Genomic DNA, 18465 nt, shown 5'->3' with positions numbered 1-18465 from the left:
GCTTTGGATAACCAACTGGAATACGAACATGGATCTGGCCAACCTCAACGCTTTTATCGCGATTGCCGAGACCGGCAGCTTCTCCGGCGCCGGCGAACGCCTGCACCTGACGCAGCCGGCGATCAGCAAACGCATCGCCGGGCTGGAGCAGCAATTGAAGGTGCGGTTGTTTGATCGGCTGGGCCGTGAAGTCGGCCTGACCGAGGCCGGCCGCGCCCTGCTGCCGCGGGCTTATCAGATTCTCAACGTGCTCGATGACACTCGCCGCGCGCTGACCAATCTGACCGGCGAAGTCAGCGGGCGCCTGACACTGGCGACCAGTCACCACATCGGTTTGCACCGTTTGCCGCCGCTATTGCGGGAATTCACCCGTCGTTACCCACAGGTTGCGCTCGATATTCAGTTCCTTGATTCGGAAGTGGCCTACGAAGAAATTCTCCATGGCCGCGCCGAACTGGCGGTCATCACCCTGGCGCCGGAACCTCACGCACTGGTCAAAGCCACGCCCGTCTGGGACGACCCGCTGGATTTCGTGGTTGCCCCGGAGCATTCGCTGATCAGCAATGGCCCGGTCAATCTGGCGGACATTGCCGGTCATCCGGCGGTTTTCCCCGGTGGCAACACCTTCACCCACCACATTGTCCAACGCTTGTTCGAGGCCCAAGGCCTGACGCCGAATATCGCCATGAGCACCAACTATCTGGAAACCATCAAGATGATGGTCTCGATTGGCCTGGCCTGGAGCGTTTTGCCGCGCACCATGCTCGATGAGCAGGTGGCAAGCATCGTATTGCCGGGCATACAGCTCAGTCGCCAGCTAGGCTATATCCTGCACACTGAACGGACGCTCTCGAATGCGGCACGGGCCTTTATGGCCTTACTGGATGCACAAATCGATCTGCCAGGGACTTGAGGCCAACTTGTGCTACTCCTATAGAGCCGCTGCCCCTGTGCCTAACGCCACCATCAGCTCAAGGCCTGTCCACGATGCCGAAATCTGTTGACCGAATTCCGCCGATGCCGCGTATTCAGGCGATTGACCCGCGTCATTCCGAGCAGAGCTGGGAAAGCGCGCCGCAATTGCTGGCGGCGCTCAACGGCGCGCGGCTCGGCGCCTGGTATTGGGACATCGAGCGCGGGCAGATCAGTTGGTCGCGTGGCACCCAGGCCTTGTTCGGCTTCGATCCTCGGCAACCGCTGCCCGAAGATCTGGAATACCTCGACCTGCTGCCGCCGGAAGACCGGGCGAAAACCGTTCGCGCCTTCCACGCGGTGATTGCCGGGGCGCCGCTGGAACAAGCGATGCACCACCGTATCCGCTGGCCTGATGGCAGCCTGCACTGGCTGGAGATCAGCGGCAGCCTGCTGCCGGATAAAAACGGCCGCCCCCGAATGATCGGGGTGATTCGTGAAATCACCCACCAGCGCCAACGCGAACAGGCTCTGAGCAGTTCTGAGAAACGTTTCGCGACACTTTTTCACCTGTGCCCGAACATGGTCCTGCTGACCCGTCAGGAAGACGGCCTGATCAGCGAAGCCAATCAGTATTTCGAAAGCCTGTTCGGCTGGCCGGTGCAGAGCGCCATCGGCCGCACCACTCTGGAGCTGGGTTTGTGGGTGCATCCGGAGCAACGCGGCGAACTGGTCAAGAAGACCAACACCAAGGGCGAATTGATCAGCATGGAGGTGCAGTTTCGCGCCAGTAACGGGCAGATTCACGACGGCATTCTCAGCGCACAGAAGGTCGAACTCGAAGGTCAGCCCTATCTGCTCAGCACCTTCCTCGACACCACCGAACGCAAAGCCGCCGAACACGCCTTGAAGGACAGCCAGGAACGCCTCGATCTGGCGCTGGACTCGGCACAGCTCGGCACCTGGGACTGGCACATTCCCAGCGGCATGCTCTACGGCTCGGCGCGGGCCGCACAACTGCACGGTCTGGAGCCGAAACCGTTTCATGAGTCGTTCGAAGAGTTTTTCGAAGGCGTGCCCGGTGAGGAACGCGACAGCATGCGCGACGCCTACCGCAGCCTGCGCGAAGGCCCGGCGGGCAATTATCAGCTGACCTATCGCGTGCAACTGCCGGACGGCAGCTCGCGCTATCTGGAAAGCCGCGCCCGCCTCTACCGCGACGACAACGGGGCGCCGCTGCGCATGGCCGGCACGCTGCTCGACATCACCGATCAGGTCGAACGCGAACAGCGGCTGGTGGCCTCGGAAGAGAAATTCGCCACGCTGTTCCAAGTCAGCCCGGACCCGATCTGCGTCACCCGCCAGGACAGTGGCGAGTTCATCGAAATCAATAACAGCTTTACCCAGACGTTCGGCTGGAGCGCCGCCGACGTCATCGGCCACACCGCCGAAGAAATCGGCCTGTGGGACGCCTCGGCGAAAAGCCTGCAACGCATCGAACGAGTGATTCGCGAACAGGGCCTGAGCAACGTCGCAATCATCGTTCAGCACAAGGATGGCCAATCACTGACCTGCGTGATTTCCAGCCGGCAGATCAGCGTCGGCGATCAACCGTGCATCGTCACCACTCTGCGTGACATCACCCAACAACAGCGTTCGGAAGCGGCGCTGAAAGCCAGTGAAGAGAAATTCGCCAAGGCCTTTCACTCCAGCCCCGACGCGATCACCATCACCGAGCGCGACACCGGGCGTTATCTGGAGGTCAACGACGGTTTTTGCCGTCTCACTGGCTATCGCGCTGAAGAAGTCGTGGGCAAAACGGTTTATCAGGTCGGGATTTGGGCTGAGGAAAAACAGCGCTCGGCATTACTCGCAGAGTTGCAGATCAAGGGCCGCGTGCACCATCAGGAAATGCTCGGGCGCAACAAGCGCGGGGAGATGCTGACGGTGGAAGTCTCGGTCGAGCCAATCACCCTCAATGAAACGGCGTGCCTGCTGCTGACCGCGCGCGACGTCAGCCTGTTGAAAAACGCCGAAGCGCAAATTCGCCATCTGGCCTATCACGACCCGCTGACCAACCTGCCCAACCGCGCCTTGCTGATGGATCGCCTGAGCCAGCAGATCGCCCTGCTCAAACGCCACAACCTGCGCGGCGCGTTGCTGTTTCTCGATCTCGATCACTTCAAGCACATCAATGACTCCCTCGGCCATCCGGTCGGCGACACGGTGCTGAAGATCATCACCGCGCGGCTCGAAGCCAGTGTGCGCATGGAAGACACGGTCGCACGCCTCGGCGGCGACGAATTTGTCGTGCTGCTCAGCGGTCTCGAAGGCTCGCGCAACGAAGTCAGCACGCAAGTGCGCAATCTGGCCGACACCCTGCGCGAATTGCTCTCGGAACCGATGTTCCTCGACGGCCAGCGCCTGCAAGTGACGCCGAGCATCGGCGTGGCGCTGATTCCCGATCATGGCTCTACGCCGACCGATCTGCTCAAACGCGCCGACATTGCTCTGTACCGGGCCAAGGATTCCGGGCGTAACACCACGCAGATGTATCACAACACCATGCAGAAAGCCGCCAGCGAGCGGCTGCGCATGGAGACCGACCTGCGCCTGGCGCTGTCGCGCGGTGAATTCAACGTGCACTTTCAGCCGCAGGTCGATGCCCGCGACAACCGCATCATCGGCGCCGAAGCCCTGGTGCGCTGGAATCACCCGGAACTGGGCGCGCAGTCACCCACCGAGTTCATCAAAGTACTGGAAGACAGCGGCCTGATTCTCGAAGTCGGCACCTGGATTCTGGATGAGGCCTGCAATGCCTTCAAACAACTGATCGCGCAGAAACGGGTCGACCCGTTGAATTTCAGCCTGTGCGTGAACATCAGCCCACGACAGTTCCGTCAGAATGACTTCGTCGAGCGCATCGAACACAGCATGAGCAGCCACGGCCTGCCCTGCTCGCTGCTGAAACTGGAAATCACCGAAGGCATCGTCATCCAGAATCTGGAAGACACCATCAGCAAAATGCGCCGGCTGAAAAAGCTTGGCGTGAGCTTCGCCATGGATGACTTCGGCACCGGTTATTCGTCGCTGACTTACCTCAAGCGGCTACCAGTGGACACACTGAAAATCGATCAGTCGTTTATCCGCGATGCGACGACCGATCCGAACGATGCCGAGATTATCCGCGCAATCGTCGCCATGGCGCGCAGTCTGGAGCTGGAGGTGATTGCCGAGGGCGTGGAAACCCCGGAACAACTGGCGTTCCTGCAAGGCTTGGGCTGCCATTTGTATCAGGGTTATCTGCACAGTCGACCGGTTGCGCTGGAGGATCTGAAAAAGCTCCTGCCATAACCGGTGCACGTTGCAACAGACGCGCAATTGCCACGGTTTGCGGCAACCTGTAGGGTCGCGTTTTTTGCGCCGTTTCGAGATCTTTCATGCAGGATGCAACCCTCCTCCGCCCGGCTCTGCTGGGCATCGACCTTGGCACCACCAACAGTCTGATCGCCGTCTGGCAGGACGGTCAGGCCCGCCTGATTCCCAACGCTCTGGGCGATGTGCTGACGCCCTCGGTGGTCAGCCTCGATGAAGACGACACCATTCTGGTCGGCAAAGCCGCCCGCGCCCGCCTGACCACGCACCCGGAGCGCAGCGCTGCAGCGTTCAAGCGTTTTATGGGCAGCGATAAACGCGTCCAGCTCGGTGCACGTCAGTTCAGCCCGGAAGAATTGTCGGCGCTGGTCCTCGGTTCGCTCAAGCAGGACGCCGAAGCCTTTCTCGGCCACCCGGTGTCGGAAGCGGTAATTTCCGTGCCGGCGTATTTCAGTGACGAGCAACGCAAACGCACGCTGTTTGCCGCCGAACTGGCCGGGCTCTCGGTGACACGCCTGATCAACGAGCCGACCGCTGCGGCGATGGCTTACGGGCTGCATGAACAGAAATTCGAACGCACGCTGATCTTCGATCTGGGCGGCGGTACTTTCGACGTCACGGTGCTGGAATACGCGTTGCCACTGATCGAAGTGCACGCCTCCACCGGCGACAACTTTCTCGGCGGCGAAGACTTCACTGCCGCGCTGTTGCAGGCCTGCCTGAAACATTGGCAACTGACTCCGGCAATGGTCGATGCGCAAAGCATGGCCAGCCTCGGCGACGCGCTGGAGCAACTGAAATGCAAACTCGCTGAAGGTGTTCAACATCTGAGCTGGCGCCATGGCGACAAGACGCTCGAATGGTCGCTGGACGAAGCGGCGGCAGTGAAAATCTGGGAGCCGCTGCTGGCCCGTTTGCGCGCGCCGATCGAACAAGCCCTGCGCGACGCTCGCCTCAAGCCCCGTGACCTCGACAGCCTGGTGCTGGTCGGCGGCGCCACGCGCATGCCGGCGGTGCAGCAAATGGTCGCCACGCTGTTCGGACGCCTGCCGTACCGGCATCTTGATCCAGACACGATTGTTGCGCTGGGGGCGGCGACGCAAGCGGCGTGCAAGGCGCGTGACGGGGCGGTTGAAGAGTTGATTCTGACGGATGTCTGCCCGTATACGCTGGGGATTGCGACCATGCGTGGAGAAGACATCAAAGGTGCCTTCTCGCCCATCATCGAACGTAACACCATCATTCCGACGTCAAGGGTGGAGCGTTATTACACCACCCAGCCTAAGCAATCGCTGCTGCGCATCGCCGTCTATCAGGGTGAGCGGCCGTGGGTTTGCGACAACATTCTGATTGATGCTTTCGATGTCACGTTGACGCCCACTGAACACATCCAGGAACTGGACGTGCGCTTCAGTTATGACATCAACGGTCTGCTCGAAGTCGACGTCACCCTGCTCGAAACCGGCGAGCGTCACAGTCACAGCATCGACCGCAGCCCCACGGGTCTGGATGAGCAAGCACGCCGAGACAGCCATAACCGGCTGTCGACCCTGAAAGTCCATCCACGCGACGCGCTGCCCAACCGCACGTTGCTCGCCCGTCTGGAGCGGGCATGGATGCAAAGCCTCGGCACGCAACGCGAGCACATTGCCGAATGGCTGCACAACTTCACTACCGTGCTCGCCGGCCAGCAACCCTCGGAGATTGCCAGCCATCGCTCAGAGCTGAACAAGGCGCTGGATCAACTGCGCCTCTAACCGTTGAGCCGCCGCAAGGCAGCCTGCAAGCCGCCGGACAGCATTTCGGAATCGCCGCTGTCCGGCGGCACACCATAGCGGTTGGGCAACTTGTCACCGGGAAAGCCGAACAGCACCAAAGGCAGGAATGGCAGAACCGGCGTCAGCGCCATGAAGATCAGCAACGTCGGAATGCCCCGGCCCATGTCGTGCAATCGACGCAGAATGGCGCCGAACACCAGCAGCACGCCCAATAGCAGGATAAGAATGCCTGCGCCCGTAGTGCCACTGATCAGCCCTGCCACCGGCGCAATCACCACGCAGGCCAAGACCTGAGCGATAAAAGCCTTACGCCCCAACCGCGATCCCAGACGCCAGATCGCTGTCGCCGGTACCGGCTGAACATCGCTTTTCGCCAGCAGTAATCGTTCCGACCAGGACAATAATGCGCACAAGGCCAGGCGCAGCCCGATGCTGTTCTGCACATCGTCCTTGCCCTGTTGCAGTTGGCGCAGGACGCGCGTTTTCGGCACCCCGGCAGCGCCATAGCGAATCAAGCCCTTGAGCGCATCCAGCGCTTCATACGCCAGCAGTTTGTCGACACCAAAATCGGTCAGCACTTTGCGCGGCGGCCACACCGGTTCGCCTTTGATCAAACCGTCGCGGAAGCCTTCGAACCAATCGTCCTCACAACTGATCGCCGCGATCGATTGCAACAATGCGCGATGCTGCTCGGCACTCAGGCTCGGATCGTGATAGAGCACGCCCCAGAACATCATCAAACCCAGCAAATCGTCGCCGCAGGCAGCACGATCACTTTCGAGACAGGTGTAAAGCAGGCTATTGGCCGGCAACCGCACGCTGTCGAGTGCCTGCTGCACGCTGAACAATTGTTGCACCAACAAACCGTGCACCGGGTCATTGCCTTGCAGCCATCCGAGCAAACCGGCGCAATGGCCTTGCTCACGCTGCAAGCGCCGCAACAACGGTTGCAGGCGACTCAACGGATGGGCCGGATTGAAAGGCAGGCGCTCCACGCACTGCGCGTCAATCATCTGCAGCCAGCGTTCGGGTTGTTCCAGCAATGCCAGCAAAAACAGGGTCTGCGCGTGCCACTCCCAAGTGGCTTCACCCAGCCCGACCGGCGGCAACGGGATCCCGCGGCGATTCAACTGGAGAATCAAGTCGAGTTCGGACAAGTCGCAATCATCTTTGACCGCGGCCAGCGTGAACGCGTCTGCCAGTCGTTCCAGCGCAGCGTCGCTGTAAGGCCGCAAGCGACGCAACCACAAACGACAGACCTTGTGCGGCTCGCCCTCCGTCAGTACCTGCGGCAATGCCTGCGAAACCGAATTCGCGTCGCTGAACGCGCTCATGGCCAGCGCAATCGGTGCCCCGCCCAGCCAACGCAGGTGTTGCGCGGCCTGATATTTGAATCCGCTAATCACCAAGCTTTCGAGGGCATCGATCGGCAGCGGTGCATCCACAATCTGCTGCAACAACGCCGAATCACCCCGATGCAACGCCCAGGCGCGGCGGTACAGATGCAGCAATCGGCTGTCGGCATTTTCGCCGAGCAATTGCGCGAGCAATGGCAGTTCATCACCGCTCATACGCCAATCGACAAAGCTTTGCGCGAGGCTATCAAGCGCTAATCTTCCGACACCCAGCCAACGGTTCAGCGTCTCGGGATGTTGTGACGGGCTGCCATACACCTGGCCGTCATCGCCGAGATCCTCCGACCAGTCAGAGCAGTCCTCGAGGCGATCGAATGCCTGAATCAGCAGAGGCAGAAAAGTCGGCTGTCGCTTGGCACACAGCTCCAGCAGACGACTTTCCGCCATCGGATGGCGATGCTCATTCCACAGCCGGATCCAGCACGGCAATGCCTGATCGTCTCGCCCCAGCAGACTGTTCTGGCACGCCAACAGGTAAAGCCAGTCGACATCATCCGGTGCTGCAAGCTGCCGCTCGACGCAGTCCTGCAAAAATGTCGGCATGCCGATGCCTGCCTGAGTGAACTGCACCAACAGGCGCTTGAGGAACGCGGCATCATTCGGCAATGGCAGGCAGGTGTGCCGACTGGCGAAGTCGGCGAACTCATGGAGTGGGCGCTGGGTGAAGATAAAATCGAGGCTACGGGCGTACCACAGCGATTCGGTCTGTGCAGCCTCTGACCAAGTTCCCATCAGATCCGTGTCGAACGGGTCAGGCGTTGCGATTCGCTGTAGAAAGGATTCGACCTGATGGGCGTCGTCGAACGCAAGATCCAGCAACTGCTGATCCCAGGCCATACGTTTGGCCAACAGATTCGCGCAGCGGTACGACAACGGGCCGGCGTCGGCCAGCCGGTGGTAAAGCCCCCAACTGAGTTCATCGAGCACGTCCAGTGACAGCTCATCCAGCCCCCGGACAAACACCTGCCACGCAGCAAAATTGAACCGGCGGGCGGGATCATCCAGCAACTCGCAGAAATCCACGAACGCCTGAGGGACCTCGACGACCTCCTGCTCTAACGCTGGTGATTGTTCCTCGTACTCTTCTTCCTCATCCCCTTCCTCTCGCGCCAGACGCAGGGCGTTTTCGTAGGCCATGCGCAGCGCCTGAAACCCTTGCGGATCGGTCTCCGGGTGATGCGCCGGCAAACGTGCGCGGTAGGCGTTGCGAATCAGGTTTTCGTCGTTAGTAGGCTCGATGCCCAAGCGGATCCAGCAACTCATGACCAGTCGAACTCCTTGAGCGATGCCGGGCGCGGCGGCAAATCAATTTCCATGTGCCACGGCAAATCAGCAAGGAACTGAGGGCTGTTCTCGGCAAGACCGCGGGCAATCCGCACGTTAAGGGCGTTGGCGCCTTGTCGATCCAGCTCACGCGCAAGCTCATCGTCGCTGGCGCTCAGGCACGACCAAAACGTCCGGCCCACCACAAAGCCATCGAAGTAAGCCATCCAGCTGCCGTAGTGAAATTGCGCTCTGAGGGCCAAACGACTGTGCAGCCAGTTGCTTTCGTCCAGATCGATCCACTGATTGCGCACCGCGCAACGCAAGAGAAAGCCCATGCGGCCATAGTCCCAGGACAAAATCCCGCCCGGCCCACAACTGCCGAACGTGCGACTGGCAAACTCATGCAGGATGCGTTCGCGGGGAGTGAGATCTTCAAGCAAGGCCTGCCATTCACTTGGCAGACAACGCTGCCAAGCCAAATAGGCCGCGCTGAGGTGCTTGGCATGGCCGTCGTCGGTCATCCGTTCGAGCATGTCGAACAATTGCCCACGGTCGTCGATACCCCAGCTGTCTTTCAGGTCGATGTAGCGATCGTTGCAGAAGGCCGGGTCGTCGTAGCTGGCGCCGGTATTGATCGCCGCCATTGGCGCAGACAAAGCGCACAGCCAGCGCTGTTGAATCTCGTCCATGAAAAAAGGCTCCAGGCCGACCGGTGAGGAATGGGGGTCGGCAAAACTGCCGCGGATTGTAGAGAAACCGCCGCCAGCGGCAAAGTCGAACAACGGTTTTCTTGCGCGCACAAAAAAGGCCCCGACGTATCGGGGCCTTCATTCAGCGGCTCATCGTCCGTTCAGACGATTGTGTTGCGGCACGTGACTCAGTGCTGCAACGCCGGCTTCTGCGTCCCGTTGATCGGGATGCGTTTGGCTTTCGCCTCTTCCGGGATCACACGCAGCAGGTCGATGCTCAGCAGACCATTGCTCAGATCCGCAGCCTTGATCTCGATGTGATCGGCCAGGCGGAAGGACAGCTTGAAAGCACGTTGGGCGATGCCTTGGTGCAGGAAGGTCACGCCTTCGTTGACATCACGCTTGCCGCCACTGATGGTCAGCACACCTTTTTCGACTTGCAGTTCCAGGTCTTCTTCCTGGAAACCGGCCGCCGCAACGACGATACGGTACTGGTCATCACCGTGTTTTTCCACGTTGTAAGGTGGATAGCTGCTGCCCGGCTCGTTGCGCAGGGCGGTTTCGAACAGGTCGTTGAAACGGTCGAAACCCACCGAGGAACGGAACAGTGGTGCGAGGGAAAATGCAGTACTCATGGTTCAAATCTCCTGAAAACAATCAGCAAGGTTTTTTGACTCCGCGACCCGAATTCGGCATCGCGTAACCCTTAAATAGGGACCACTGAAATGATTTCAAGAGATTATTTGCAGATTTTTTTCAGGCCGCTTCGGCAACCGGCAGACCGAGTAAACGCGAGACATGATCCGGCTCAGTTTCACGACGCAGCACGGTAAACAGTTCAGTGGCCTCGGGATAATTGCGCGTCAGCATGGCCAGCCATTGCTTCAAACGGCCCGGCGACTGACGTGCAGTCATCTGCGCTTTGGCTTGCAGCCAGAAGTCCTGGATCAGCGGCATCAGCTCGGCCCAGGTCATCTCGACCACTTCTTCGCCAGCGCGGGCGGCAGCGATTTGCCTGGCCAGATCCGGACGCGACACCAGTCCGCGACCGAGCATGATGTCTTCCACGCCACTGATTTCGCGGCAACGACGCCAGTCCTCGACGCTCCAGATATCGCCGTTGGCGAACACCGGGACTTTGACCACGTCCTGCACACGCGGAATCCACTCCCAATGTGCGGGCGGTTTGTAGCCGTCCATTTTCGTACGGGCGTGAACCACAATGTGCTCGGCGCCGCCCTCAGCCAATGCCGTGGCGCAGACCAGCGAACCGTCGGGACTGTCGAAGCCGAGGCGCATTTTCGCGGTCACGGGAATGTGCGCGGGTACGGCGCGGCGCACGTGCTCGACGATCTGGTTAAGCAATTCCGGCTCTTTGAGCAGCACGGCGCCGCCCCGGGATTTGTTCACAGTCTTGGCCGGGCAGCCGAAGTTGAGGTCGATCACTTCGGAGCCGAGTTCGCAGGCCAGTGCAGCGTTTTCCGCCAGGCATACAGGATCGGAGCCGAGCAATTGCACGCGCAATGGCACGCCGGATGCGGTACGCGCGCCATTGAGCAGCTCCGGGCCGAACTTGTGAAAGTAGGCTGGAGTGAGCAACTGGTCGTTGACGCGAATGAATTCGGTCACGCACCAGTCGATGCCGCCAACGCGGGTCAGCACGTCGCGGAGAATGTCGTCGACCAACCCCTCCATGGGTGCCAGAGCAATTTGCATGGGAAAACACTACTTGAAGAAAAACGTGCGGCAGTTTACTGGATATCGCAAGAAATCGCAGAAACCTTGTGGGAGCGAGCCTGCTCGCGAAAGCGGTGTGTCAGTGAGGCATATGTTGGCTGACACACCGCTATCGCGAGCAGGCTCACTCCTACATTAGATTTTCGCAGATTCCGGGATCTGGATCGCCGGGCCGTAGCCTTCGATGAACTCGGCCGGCATGCGCTTGGGCTTGCCCGTGGACAGCTCGATACAGACGAAAGTGGTTTGCGCACGCAACAGCGTGGTGTTGTCGCTCGGGCGCTTGAGCTGGAAATGCCGGGTCATTTTCAGGCGCTGATCCCAATCGACAATCCAGGTCGCCAATTGCAGTTCGTCGCCTTCATAGGCCGCAGCCAGATAATCGATCTCGTGACGAACCACGGCCATCGCCCGATCCAGGCGCCGATACTCGACCAGATCCAGGCCCAGACGCTGCGAGTGGCGCCAGGCGCAACGCTCCAGCCAGGTCACGTACACCGCGTTGTTCGCGTGCCCCAAGCCGTCGATATCCTCGGCGCCTACTTGCAGATCAATGGTAAACGGCGTTGCCCGATCCCAGCCCATGCCCCACTCCCGGTCAATGATTCAACCGGGGCAGTGTAACGGAGCTCACGCCGATTGGCGCGCCTGAAGGCTGCGGCCGGCCAGCAGTGATAACACGCCATCAACCACGCGAGGGTCGGCCAGCACGCGCTGATGACCGCCGCCCTCAAGCCGCAGCAAGCGACTGTCGAACCAGGATTCGTGGATCAGTTGCGACTCTTTGACCGAGACGAAGTTGTCGTCCTCGGCATGCACGATCAGGCCGGGCATATCCAGTTGATAGTGGGCAACGTCGAGCGTAGCGGCGCGCATCCCGACATCTTGCTCGACCTGGCGGATGAAGGCGGAACGCGCTCGCGGCGGCATACCGACGTAGCGGGCAAAACCGCGCAGCACACCCAGAATTCGCGCAGGTGCGGCGATGCTGACGAGGGTTTCGGTGCGCAAGCCCAGTTGCACAGCGAGCATGGCGCTGGCGCCGCCCATGGAGTGACCGATCACCGCTTGCAGTGGCGGCAATTCGGCAGCGGCTTCGAGCATTGCCCGAGCGAACAACACGACATTGGCTTCACGCCCCGGCGAACGACCATGGGCCGGACCATCGAGCGCCACAACGGTGTAACCGGCATCGACCAGTGCAGTGATCAGCGCGGCAAACTGGGTTGGCCGCCCTTCCCAACCGTGCATCAGCAGCACCGTCGGGCCTTGCCCCCAGCGCAGCGCCGAGAGGCCAAAGCGCAAGGTGATCCGTTCAGAGCTCGCCAACAACGGCAACTCCCAATCCCGCAGCGGCAGCGAACGCGGCGTCATGAACGCCAGGCGCATTTTGCTCGCCACTCGTTGCGGTGCAATCCAGCCCAAGGTGCCATTAACGCCACGAACCCACTTCAACGTGTTCATCGCTCTCTCCTCAGGCGTGCTGCCTTCAGGTCAACGCACCGCCGACTTGGCAGCGCGCAGCAATCGATCGGATAAATCTCCCGGGCCGAGCGCTCTTGCGAGTGCCAGACCACCCACCATCAAGGCCACGTCGGCCAGGGCTTTGTCGGTGTCCTCGGGACTGGACGCCAACTGCGCGATCATCAACTCCAGGTGTTCGTTCAGCGCGATGCGGAACGATTCCGGCAAACGACCCAACTCGCCAATCGAAGCTGGAATCGGGCACGCGGCATCGCTGGAATCACGGTGCTTGCGCGACAGATAGAACGCGGCAACCAAGGCGCGGCGCTCTTCGCCGGTCAATTCGGCATCCATGTCGGCAATCAGGTCGCGGCGGCGACCGAGTAATTGCTTGAACGCTTCGAGCATCATTGCGTCCTTGCTTTCGAAGTGCGCATAGAAGCCACCGACGGTGAGGCCGGCTGCGCCCATCACTTCGCCCACGCTAGGGTCCGCCGGGCCACGCTGAATCAGTGCAGCGCTGGCAGCCTTGAGGATGCGTTCGCGGGTTTGAGCTTTTTTATCGTTCATCGTTGCCTCCGAATATTACGACTAGAATATTATTCGCATAATAATATTCTGCAAGTCAAGGATATGACCGCTGGTCTGATGCACAGTGTAAGGAAAAAGGAGAATTGGCCAAACGCCAGACAAACAAAAGGGCCATTCAATAATTGAATGACCCTTATAAAATCCCGCAGAGCGGGTAATCGTGGCGTCCCCTAGGGGACTCGAACCCCTGTTACCGCCGTGAAAGGGCGGTGTCCTAGGCCACTAGACGAAGGGGACACAAACCTTCTATACAACTGATCAGCGCTGAGAACTGATCGATTCAAGGCCGGTGTGGCCAGACCTTGAATTGTAAATTGGTGGAGCTAAGCGGGATCGAACCGCTGACCTCCTGCATGCCATGCAGGCGCTCTCCCAGCTGAGCTATAGCCCCGGATTTTTCGCCTCGCGGCGGAGCGACATTTTGCAACATCGCTTCTGTAAAACTGGCGTCCCCTAGGGGACTCGAACCCCTGTTACCGCCGTGAAAGGGCGGTGTCCTAGGCCACTAGACGAAGGGGACGCAAACCCTTCTATACAACTGATCAACGCTGAGTGTTGATCGCTTCAAGGCCGGTGTGGCCAGACCTTGAAGTGTAAATTGGTGGAGCTAAACGGGATCGAACCGTTGACCTCTTGCATGCCATGCAAGCGCTCTCCCAGCTGAGCTATAGCCCCTCATCGTTGATGTCATCGCTGAGGACGGGGCGAATCTTAAGGGCGTATCGAAAGCCTGTCAAACTTATTTTTGAAATTTTTCAAAGTTTTTCGTCGGCATAACAATCACTTACCGCCCTCCCCCGTAAATCCGGGACTTGGGATAAAGCATGCCCCTGTAGGAGCTGCCGCAGACTGCGATCTTTTGACGTTGCCGTTTAAAGATCAAGATCAAAAGATCGCAGCCTGCGGCAGCTCCTACAGGGGGGTTAAGTTATCAGGCGATAGCGCCCAGCAGTTTTTCCCACTCTTTGTTTTCTTTCTTCGACACGCCGCCCAGCAGGTCGATCGCCTGACGCAGACGATAACGGGTCAGGTCCGGGCCAAGGATTTCCATCGCATCGAGTACCGACACCGAACTCGCCTGCCCGGTGATCGCCGCGAACATCAGCGGCATCGCATCGCGCAGCTTCAACTCCAGCGATTCGACCACTGCCTGAATCGTCGCGGTGATGTTGTCCTTCTCCCACTGACGCAGGCTTTCCAGCTTCCACAGGATCAACTGCATCAACTGGCGAACCTGATCACCCGAAAGCTTCTTCGACTCGAACAGCTTGGCGTCTGGATTGACGCCACCAGCGAAGAAGAACCCGCCCAGCGGTGCAACCTGGCTGAAGGTTTCAACGCGACCCTGAACGTGCGGCGCGATCTTCATCATGTATTCGGAATTGAACGCCCACTTCTGCACGCGCGCGGCGAACTCTTCCACCGGCAGATCGCGCAGCCATTGGCCGTTGAGCCACGACAGCTTCTCGATGTCGAAGATCGGCCCGCCGAGGGAGACACGCTTGAGGTCGAAATTGTCGACCATTTCCTGCAGCGAGAACTTCTCGCGCTCGTCCGGCATCGACCAGCCCATGCGACCGAGGTAGTTGAGCATCGCTTCCGGCATGAAGCCCATGCGCTCGTAGAACGTCACCGAAGTCGGGTTCTTGCGCTTGGACAGCTTGCTCTTGTCCGGGTTACGCAGCAGCGGCATGTAGCACAGCTCTGGTTGCTCCCAGCCGAAGTATTCGTACAGCAGAATCAGTTTCGGTGCCGATGGCAGCCATTCTTCGCCGCGCAGGACGTGGGTGATGCCCATCAGGTGATCGTCGACGACGTTGGCGAGGAAGTACGTTGGCAGGCCGTCGGTCTTCATCAGCACTTGCATGTCCATGCGATCCCACGGGATCTCGACATCACCACGGAGCATGTCCGGCACCACGCAAACGCCTTCGCTCGGCACCTTCATGCGGATCACGTGGGGTTCGCCAGCCGCCAGACGAGCGGCGACTTCTTCTTTCGACAGCAGCAGCGCGCGGCCGTCGTAGCGTGGCGTTTCGCCGCGCGCCATTTGCTCGGCGCGCATCTGATCCAGCTCTTCAGCGGTGCAGAAGCACGGGAACGCATGGCCCATGTCGACCAGTTGCTGGCAGTACTTCTGATAGATGTCGCCACGCTCGCTCTGCCGGTACGGGCCGTGCGGCCCGCCAACGTCCGGGCCTTCGCTCCAGTCGATGCCCAGCCAGCGCAGGGCGTCGAAGATCTGCTGTTCGGACTCGCGGGTCGAACGCAACTGGTCGGTGTCTTCGATGCGCAGGATGAACTCACCGCCATGCTGCTTGGCAAAGCAGTAGTTGAACAATGCGATGTAAGCGGTACCTACGTGGGGATCCCCGGTAGGCGATGGCGCGATGCGAGTGCGGACGGTGGTCATGGCATGTCTCGAAAAGAATGAAAAGCAAAACAATCAAGCGGCGAATGGTAACAGGCGACACCCGCCCCGCTCCAGCAGGCAGGGCATTTAAGCCAAGTTTGCGTCTGTAACACCGGTAAGCCGTGGTGAATGGGCAAATATCAGCGGATGGCATTTACCGTTTATCGGCTGTATGCCAGATTCGCCTGCTGATAACTTTCCTTACAATTCCTCGACTACAGTTTGCCCATGCCTGCCCAACTCAAGCGTCGCCTGTTGATTTTCCTGCTGCTGGTCCTGTTGATTGCCGGGGGCTTCTTCGCCCACTGGTTTTTCAAGGGACGCTTTTATGAAAGCACCGACAACGCCTATGTCCAGGGCGAAATCACCCGTGTGTCGAGCCAATTGAGCGCGCGCATCGATGAAGTGCTGGTGCAGGACAATCAGCACGTGGAAAAAGGCCAGCTACTGGTGCGCCTGGAACCGAATGATTTCCGCCTGGCCATCGATCGCGCCAATGCCGCCCTCGCCACCCGCGAAGCCGAGCGCCTGCAGGCGCAAAGCAAATTGACTCAGCAATCGAGCCTGATCGCCGCCAGCGATGCGCAAGTGGCGACCACCCAAGCGACACTTGGCCGCTCGCAGATGGATTTGTCGCGCGCCGAAACCCTGCGCAAACCCGGTTACGTTTCCGAAGAACGCGTGACCACCCTCTCCGCCGACGCCCACATTGCCCGCTCGCAAGTGGCCAAGGCGCAAGCCGACGCACAAGGCCAGCGTCAGCAAGTCAACGCCCTGAACGCCGAAATCAAACGCCTCGACGCGCAGATCGCCAACGCTCGCGCCGATCTCGCGCAAGCCGAACTCAACCTGACCCGCAGTGAAATCCACGCACCGATCAGCGGTCTCGTCGGCCAGCGCGCCGCGCGCAACGGCCAAGTGGTGCAGGCCGGTGCCTATCTGCTGTCGATCGTCCCGGACGAAGATATCTGGGTGCAGGCCAACTTCAAGGAAACCCAGATCGGCCATATGCAACCCGGCCAGAAAGCCGAACTGACCTTCGACGCCTACGGCGACACACCGATCGAAGCGCGGGTCGACAGTCTGTTCGCCGCTTCCGGCGCGCAGTTCAGCCTGCTGCCACCGGACAACGCCACCGGCAACTTCACCAAAGTCGTACAGCGGATTCCGGTGAAACTGACCTTCAAGGCCGACAACCCACTGCACGGCAAGATCCGTCCGGGCATGTCCGTCACCGCCACCGTGAACATCAAAGACGCCCCGGACAATGGCCGGTGATTCGCTGATCCGCCCGGTCGGCGAACCGACCCGGCGCGATTGGATTGCGGTGATGAGCGTGATGCTCGGCGCCTTTATGGCCGTGCTCGACATCCAGATCACCAACTCTTCTTTGAAGGATATTCAGGGCGCCTTGTCGGCGACGCTGGAAGAAGGCTCGTGGATTTCCACCTCGTATCTGGTCGCGGAAATCATCATGATCCCGCTGACCGCCTGGCTGGTGCAGTTGTTGTCGGCGCGGCGGCTGGCGGTGTGGGTGTCGCTGGGTTTTCTGGCTTCGTCGTTGCTGTGCTCGATGGCGTGGAGCCTGGAGAGCATGATCGTCTTTCGCGCCATGCAGGGTTTCACCGGTGGCGCGCTGATCCCGCTGGCGTTCACCCTGACCCTGATCAAACTCCCCGAACACCACCGCGCCAAAGGCATGGCGATGTTCGCCATGACCGCCACGTTCGCGCCATCAATCGGTCCGACGCTGGGCGGCTGGCTCACGGAAAACTGGGGCTGGGAGTACATTTTCTATATCAACATCCCGCCGGGCCTGATCATGATCGCCGGACTGATGTACGGACTAGAGAAGAAAGAAGCGCACTGGGAACTGCTGAAAAGCACCGACTACACCGGCATCCTCACGCTGGGAGTCGGCCTCGGTTGCCTGCAAGTCTTTCTTGAAGAAGGCCATCGCAAGGACTGGCTCGAATCGAGCCTGATCGTGACCCTGGGCAGCATCGCCCTGCTCAGCCTGATTACCTTTGTGATCGTGCAGATTTCCAAACCGAATCCGCTGATCAACCTTGGCATTCTGCGCAATCGCAATTTTGGCTTGTCGAGTATTTCCAGCCTGGGCATGGGTGTCGGGTTGTACGGTTCGATCTATCTGTTGCCGCTGTATCTGGCGCAGATCCAGAACTACAACGCCCTGCAGATCGGCGAAGTGATCATGTGGATGGGCGTGCCGCAGCTGTTCCTGATTCCGCTGGTGCCGATGCTGATGAAGTTTGTTTCGCCGAAATGGCTGTGCACGATCGGCTTTGGGCTGTTCGGGCTGGCGAGTTTTTCTTCGGGGGTGCTCAACCCGGACTTTGCCGGGCCGCAGTTCAATCAGATTCAGATCATCCGGGCGCTGGGGCAGCCGTTGATCATGGTGACGATTTCGCTGATTGCCACGGCGTACATCCTGCCGCAGGACGCGGGGTCGGCGTCGAGTCTGTTCAATATTCTGCGTAACCTCGGCGGTGCGATCGGCATTGCCTTGCTGGCGACGCTGCTGGATGCGCGCACCAAGACTTACTTCGATTATTTGCGTGAGGCGGTGGTGCCGACCAATCCGCAGGTGGCTGAGCGGCTGGCATCGATGACGGATCGGTTTGGCAGTGACACGGCGGCGCTGGGCAAACTGAGTGAAATCGTCCATCAACAGGCGGCGATCATGGCTTACAACGATGCGTTTCACTTTGTCGGGATTGCGCTGGGGATCAGTATGCTGGCGATTTTGTTGACCAAGAAATTGCCGCAAGGGCTGAAGGCTGGGGAGTCCCACTAACTGCAAC

Annotated in this window: 13 protein-coding genes and 4 tRNA genes; 5 read left to right on the top strand and 12 right to left on the bottom strand. The window is 59.9% G+C overall.

Annotated elements, in window-relative coordinates:
- Window positions 1-28: 28 nt before the first annotated feature.
- The 3 genes from ACM6IN_RS03550 (at window position 29) to ACM6IN_RS03540 (ending at window position 6044) form a co-directional block, all read left to right on the top strand.
- Window positions 29-913 carry a LysR family transcriptional regulator gene (locus ACM6IN_RS03550; protein WP_007913442.1) on the top strand — a complete coding sequence of 295 codons (885 nt, stop codon included), beginning with the start codon at window positions 29-31 and terminating at the stop codon, window positions 911-913.
- 74 nt (window positions 914-987) lie between these two features.
- Window positions 988-4266 (top strand): PAS domain S-box protein, encoded by a 3279-nt coding sequence (locus ACM6IN_RS03545; protein WP_095111755.1) that lies wholly within the window; start codon window positions 988-990, stop codon window positions 4264-4266.
- A gap of 86 nt (window positions 4267-4352) precedes the next feature.
- On the top strand, window positions 4353-6044 hold the full coding sequence (locus tag ACM6IN_RS03540) for an Hsp70 family protein (RefSeq protein ID WP_414915417.1): 1692 nt from the start codon (window positions 4353-4355) through the stop codon (window positions 6042-6044).
- On the opposite strand, the gene ACM6IN_RS03535 is transcribed toward ACM6IN_RS03540, so the two are convergent.
- The 12 genes from ACM6IN_RS03535 to gltX all read right to left on the bottom strand — a co-directional run bounded on the left by ACM6IN_RS03535 (window position 6041) and on the right by gltX (window position 15640).
- Window positions 6041-8743, bottom strand: coding sequence for a DUF805 domain-containing protein (locus ACM6IN_RS03535; RefSeq protein ID WP_414915416.1), 2703 nt, complete (start codon window positions 8741-8743; stop codon window positions 6041-6043). The two genes, ACM6IN_RS03540 and ACM6IN_RS03535, sit on opposite strands and share 4 nt — an antisense overlap.
- Window positions 8740-9435, bottom strand: a complete 696-nt coding sequence (locus ACM6IN_RS03530) for a DUF1266 domain-containing protein (RefSeq protein WP_414915415.1) — start codon at window positions 9433-9435, stop codon at window positions 8740-8742. Before ACM6IN_RS03530 ends, ACM6IN_RS03535 begins: the two co-directional genes overlap by 4 nt.
- Window positions 9436-9623: 188 nt before the next feature.
- On the bottom strand, window positions 9624-10070 hold the full coding sequence (locus ACM6IN_RS03525; protein ID WP_123374809.1) for an Hsp20 family protein: 447 nt from the start codon (window positions 10068-10070) through the stop codon (window positions 9624-9626).
- 121 nt (window positions 10071-10191) lie between these two features.
- Complete coding sequence (locus ACM6IN_RS03520; protein WP_007913426.1) at window positions 10192-11151, bottom strand: tRNA dihydrouridine synthase; 960 nt, start codon at window positions 11149-11151, stop codon at window positions 10192-10194.
- A gap of 156 nt (window positions 11152-11307) precedes the next feature.
- Entirely contained in the window at window positions 11308-11757 is a 450-nt protein-coding gene (locus tag ACM6IN_RS03515; protein ID WP_007913424.1) for an acyl-CoA thioesterase, read from the bottom strand.
- 45 nt (window positions 11758-11802) lie between these two features.
- Window positions 11803-12636 carry an alpha/beta fold hydrolase gene (locus ACM6IN_RS03510; protein ID WP_007913423.1) on the bottom strand — a complete coding sequence of 278 codons (834 nt, stop codon included), beginning with the start codon at window positions 12634-12636 and terminating at the stop codon, window positions 11803-11805.
- A 30-nt stretch (window positions 12637-12666) separates the two neighbouring features.
- Window positions 12667-13206: a TetR/AcrR family transcriptional regulator gene (locus ACM6IN_RS03505; RefSeq protein WP_007913421.1), complete on the bottom strand. Its 540-nt coding sequence runs from the start codon at window positions 13204-13206 to the stop codon at window positions 12667-12669.
- 182 nt (window positions 13207-13388) lie between these two features.
- A tRNA-Glu gene (locus ACM6IN_RS03500) sits at window positions 13389-13464 on the bottom strand.
- 78 nt (window positions 13465-13542) lie between these two features.
- Window positions 13543-13618: transfer RNA gene (locus tag ACM6IN_RS03495), tRNA-Ala, on the bottom strand.
- Between the two features lie 53 nt (window positions 13619-13671).
- A tRNA-Glu gene (locus ACM6IN_RS03490) sits at window positions 13672-13747 on the bottom strand.
- 79 nt (window positions 13748-13826) lie between these two features.
- Window positions 13827-13902 (bottom strand) — tRNA-Ala (locus ACM6IN_RS03485).
- A 256-nt stretch (window positions 13903-14158) separates the two neighbouring features.
- A complete protein-coding gene (gene gltX / locus ACM6IN_RS03480) occupies window positions 14159-15640 on the bottom strand; it encodes a glutamate--tRNA ligase (protein WP_007913414.1) in 1482 nt (493 codons plus the stop codon).
- 228 nt (window positions 15641-15868) lie between these two features.
- Between gltX and ACM6IN_RS03475 the strand changes: the two genes are divergently transcribed.
- Both ACM6IN_RS03475 and ACM6IN_RS03470 read left to right on the top strand, forming a co-directional pair.
- Window positions 15869-16918 (top strand): HlyD family secretion protein, encoded by a 1050-nt coding sequence (locus tag ACM6IN_RS03475; protein WP_095111759.1) that lies wholly within the window; start codon window positions 15869-15871, stop codon window positions 16916-16918.
- A 49-nt stretch (window positions 16919-16967) separates the two neighbouring features.
- Window positions 16968-18458 carry an MDR family MFS transporter gene (locus ACM6IN_RS03470; RefSeq protein WP_414915479.1) on the top strand — a complete coding sequence of 497 codons (1491 nt, stop codon included), beginning with the start codon at window positions 16968-16970 and terminating at the stop codon, window positions 18456-18458.
- The last annotated feature ends 7 nt before the right edge of the window (window positions 18459-18465 follow it).

Origin of the sequence: Pseudomonas sp. IT-P395 (assembly GCF_949767675.1) — a bacterium.
Classification (GTDB): Bacteria; Pseudomonadota; Gammaproteobacteria; order Pseudomonadales; family Pseudomonadaceae; genus Aquipseudomonas.
The sequence above is the reverse complement of the archived record's forward strand: the minus strand, read 5'-3'. Positions and strand labels throughout refer to the sequence as shown.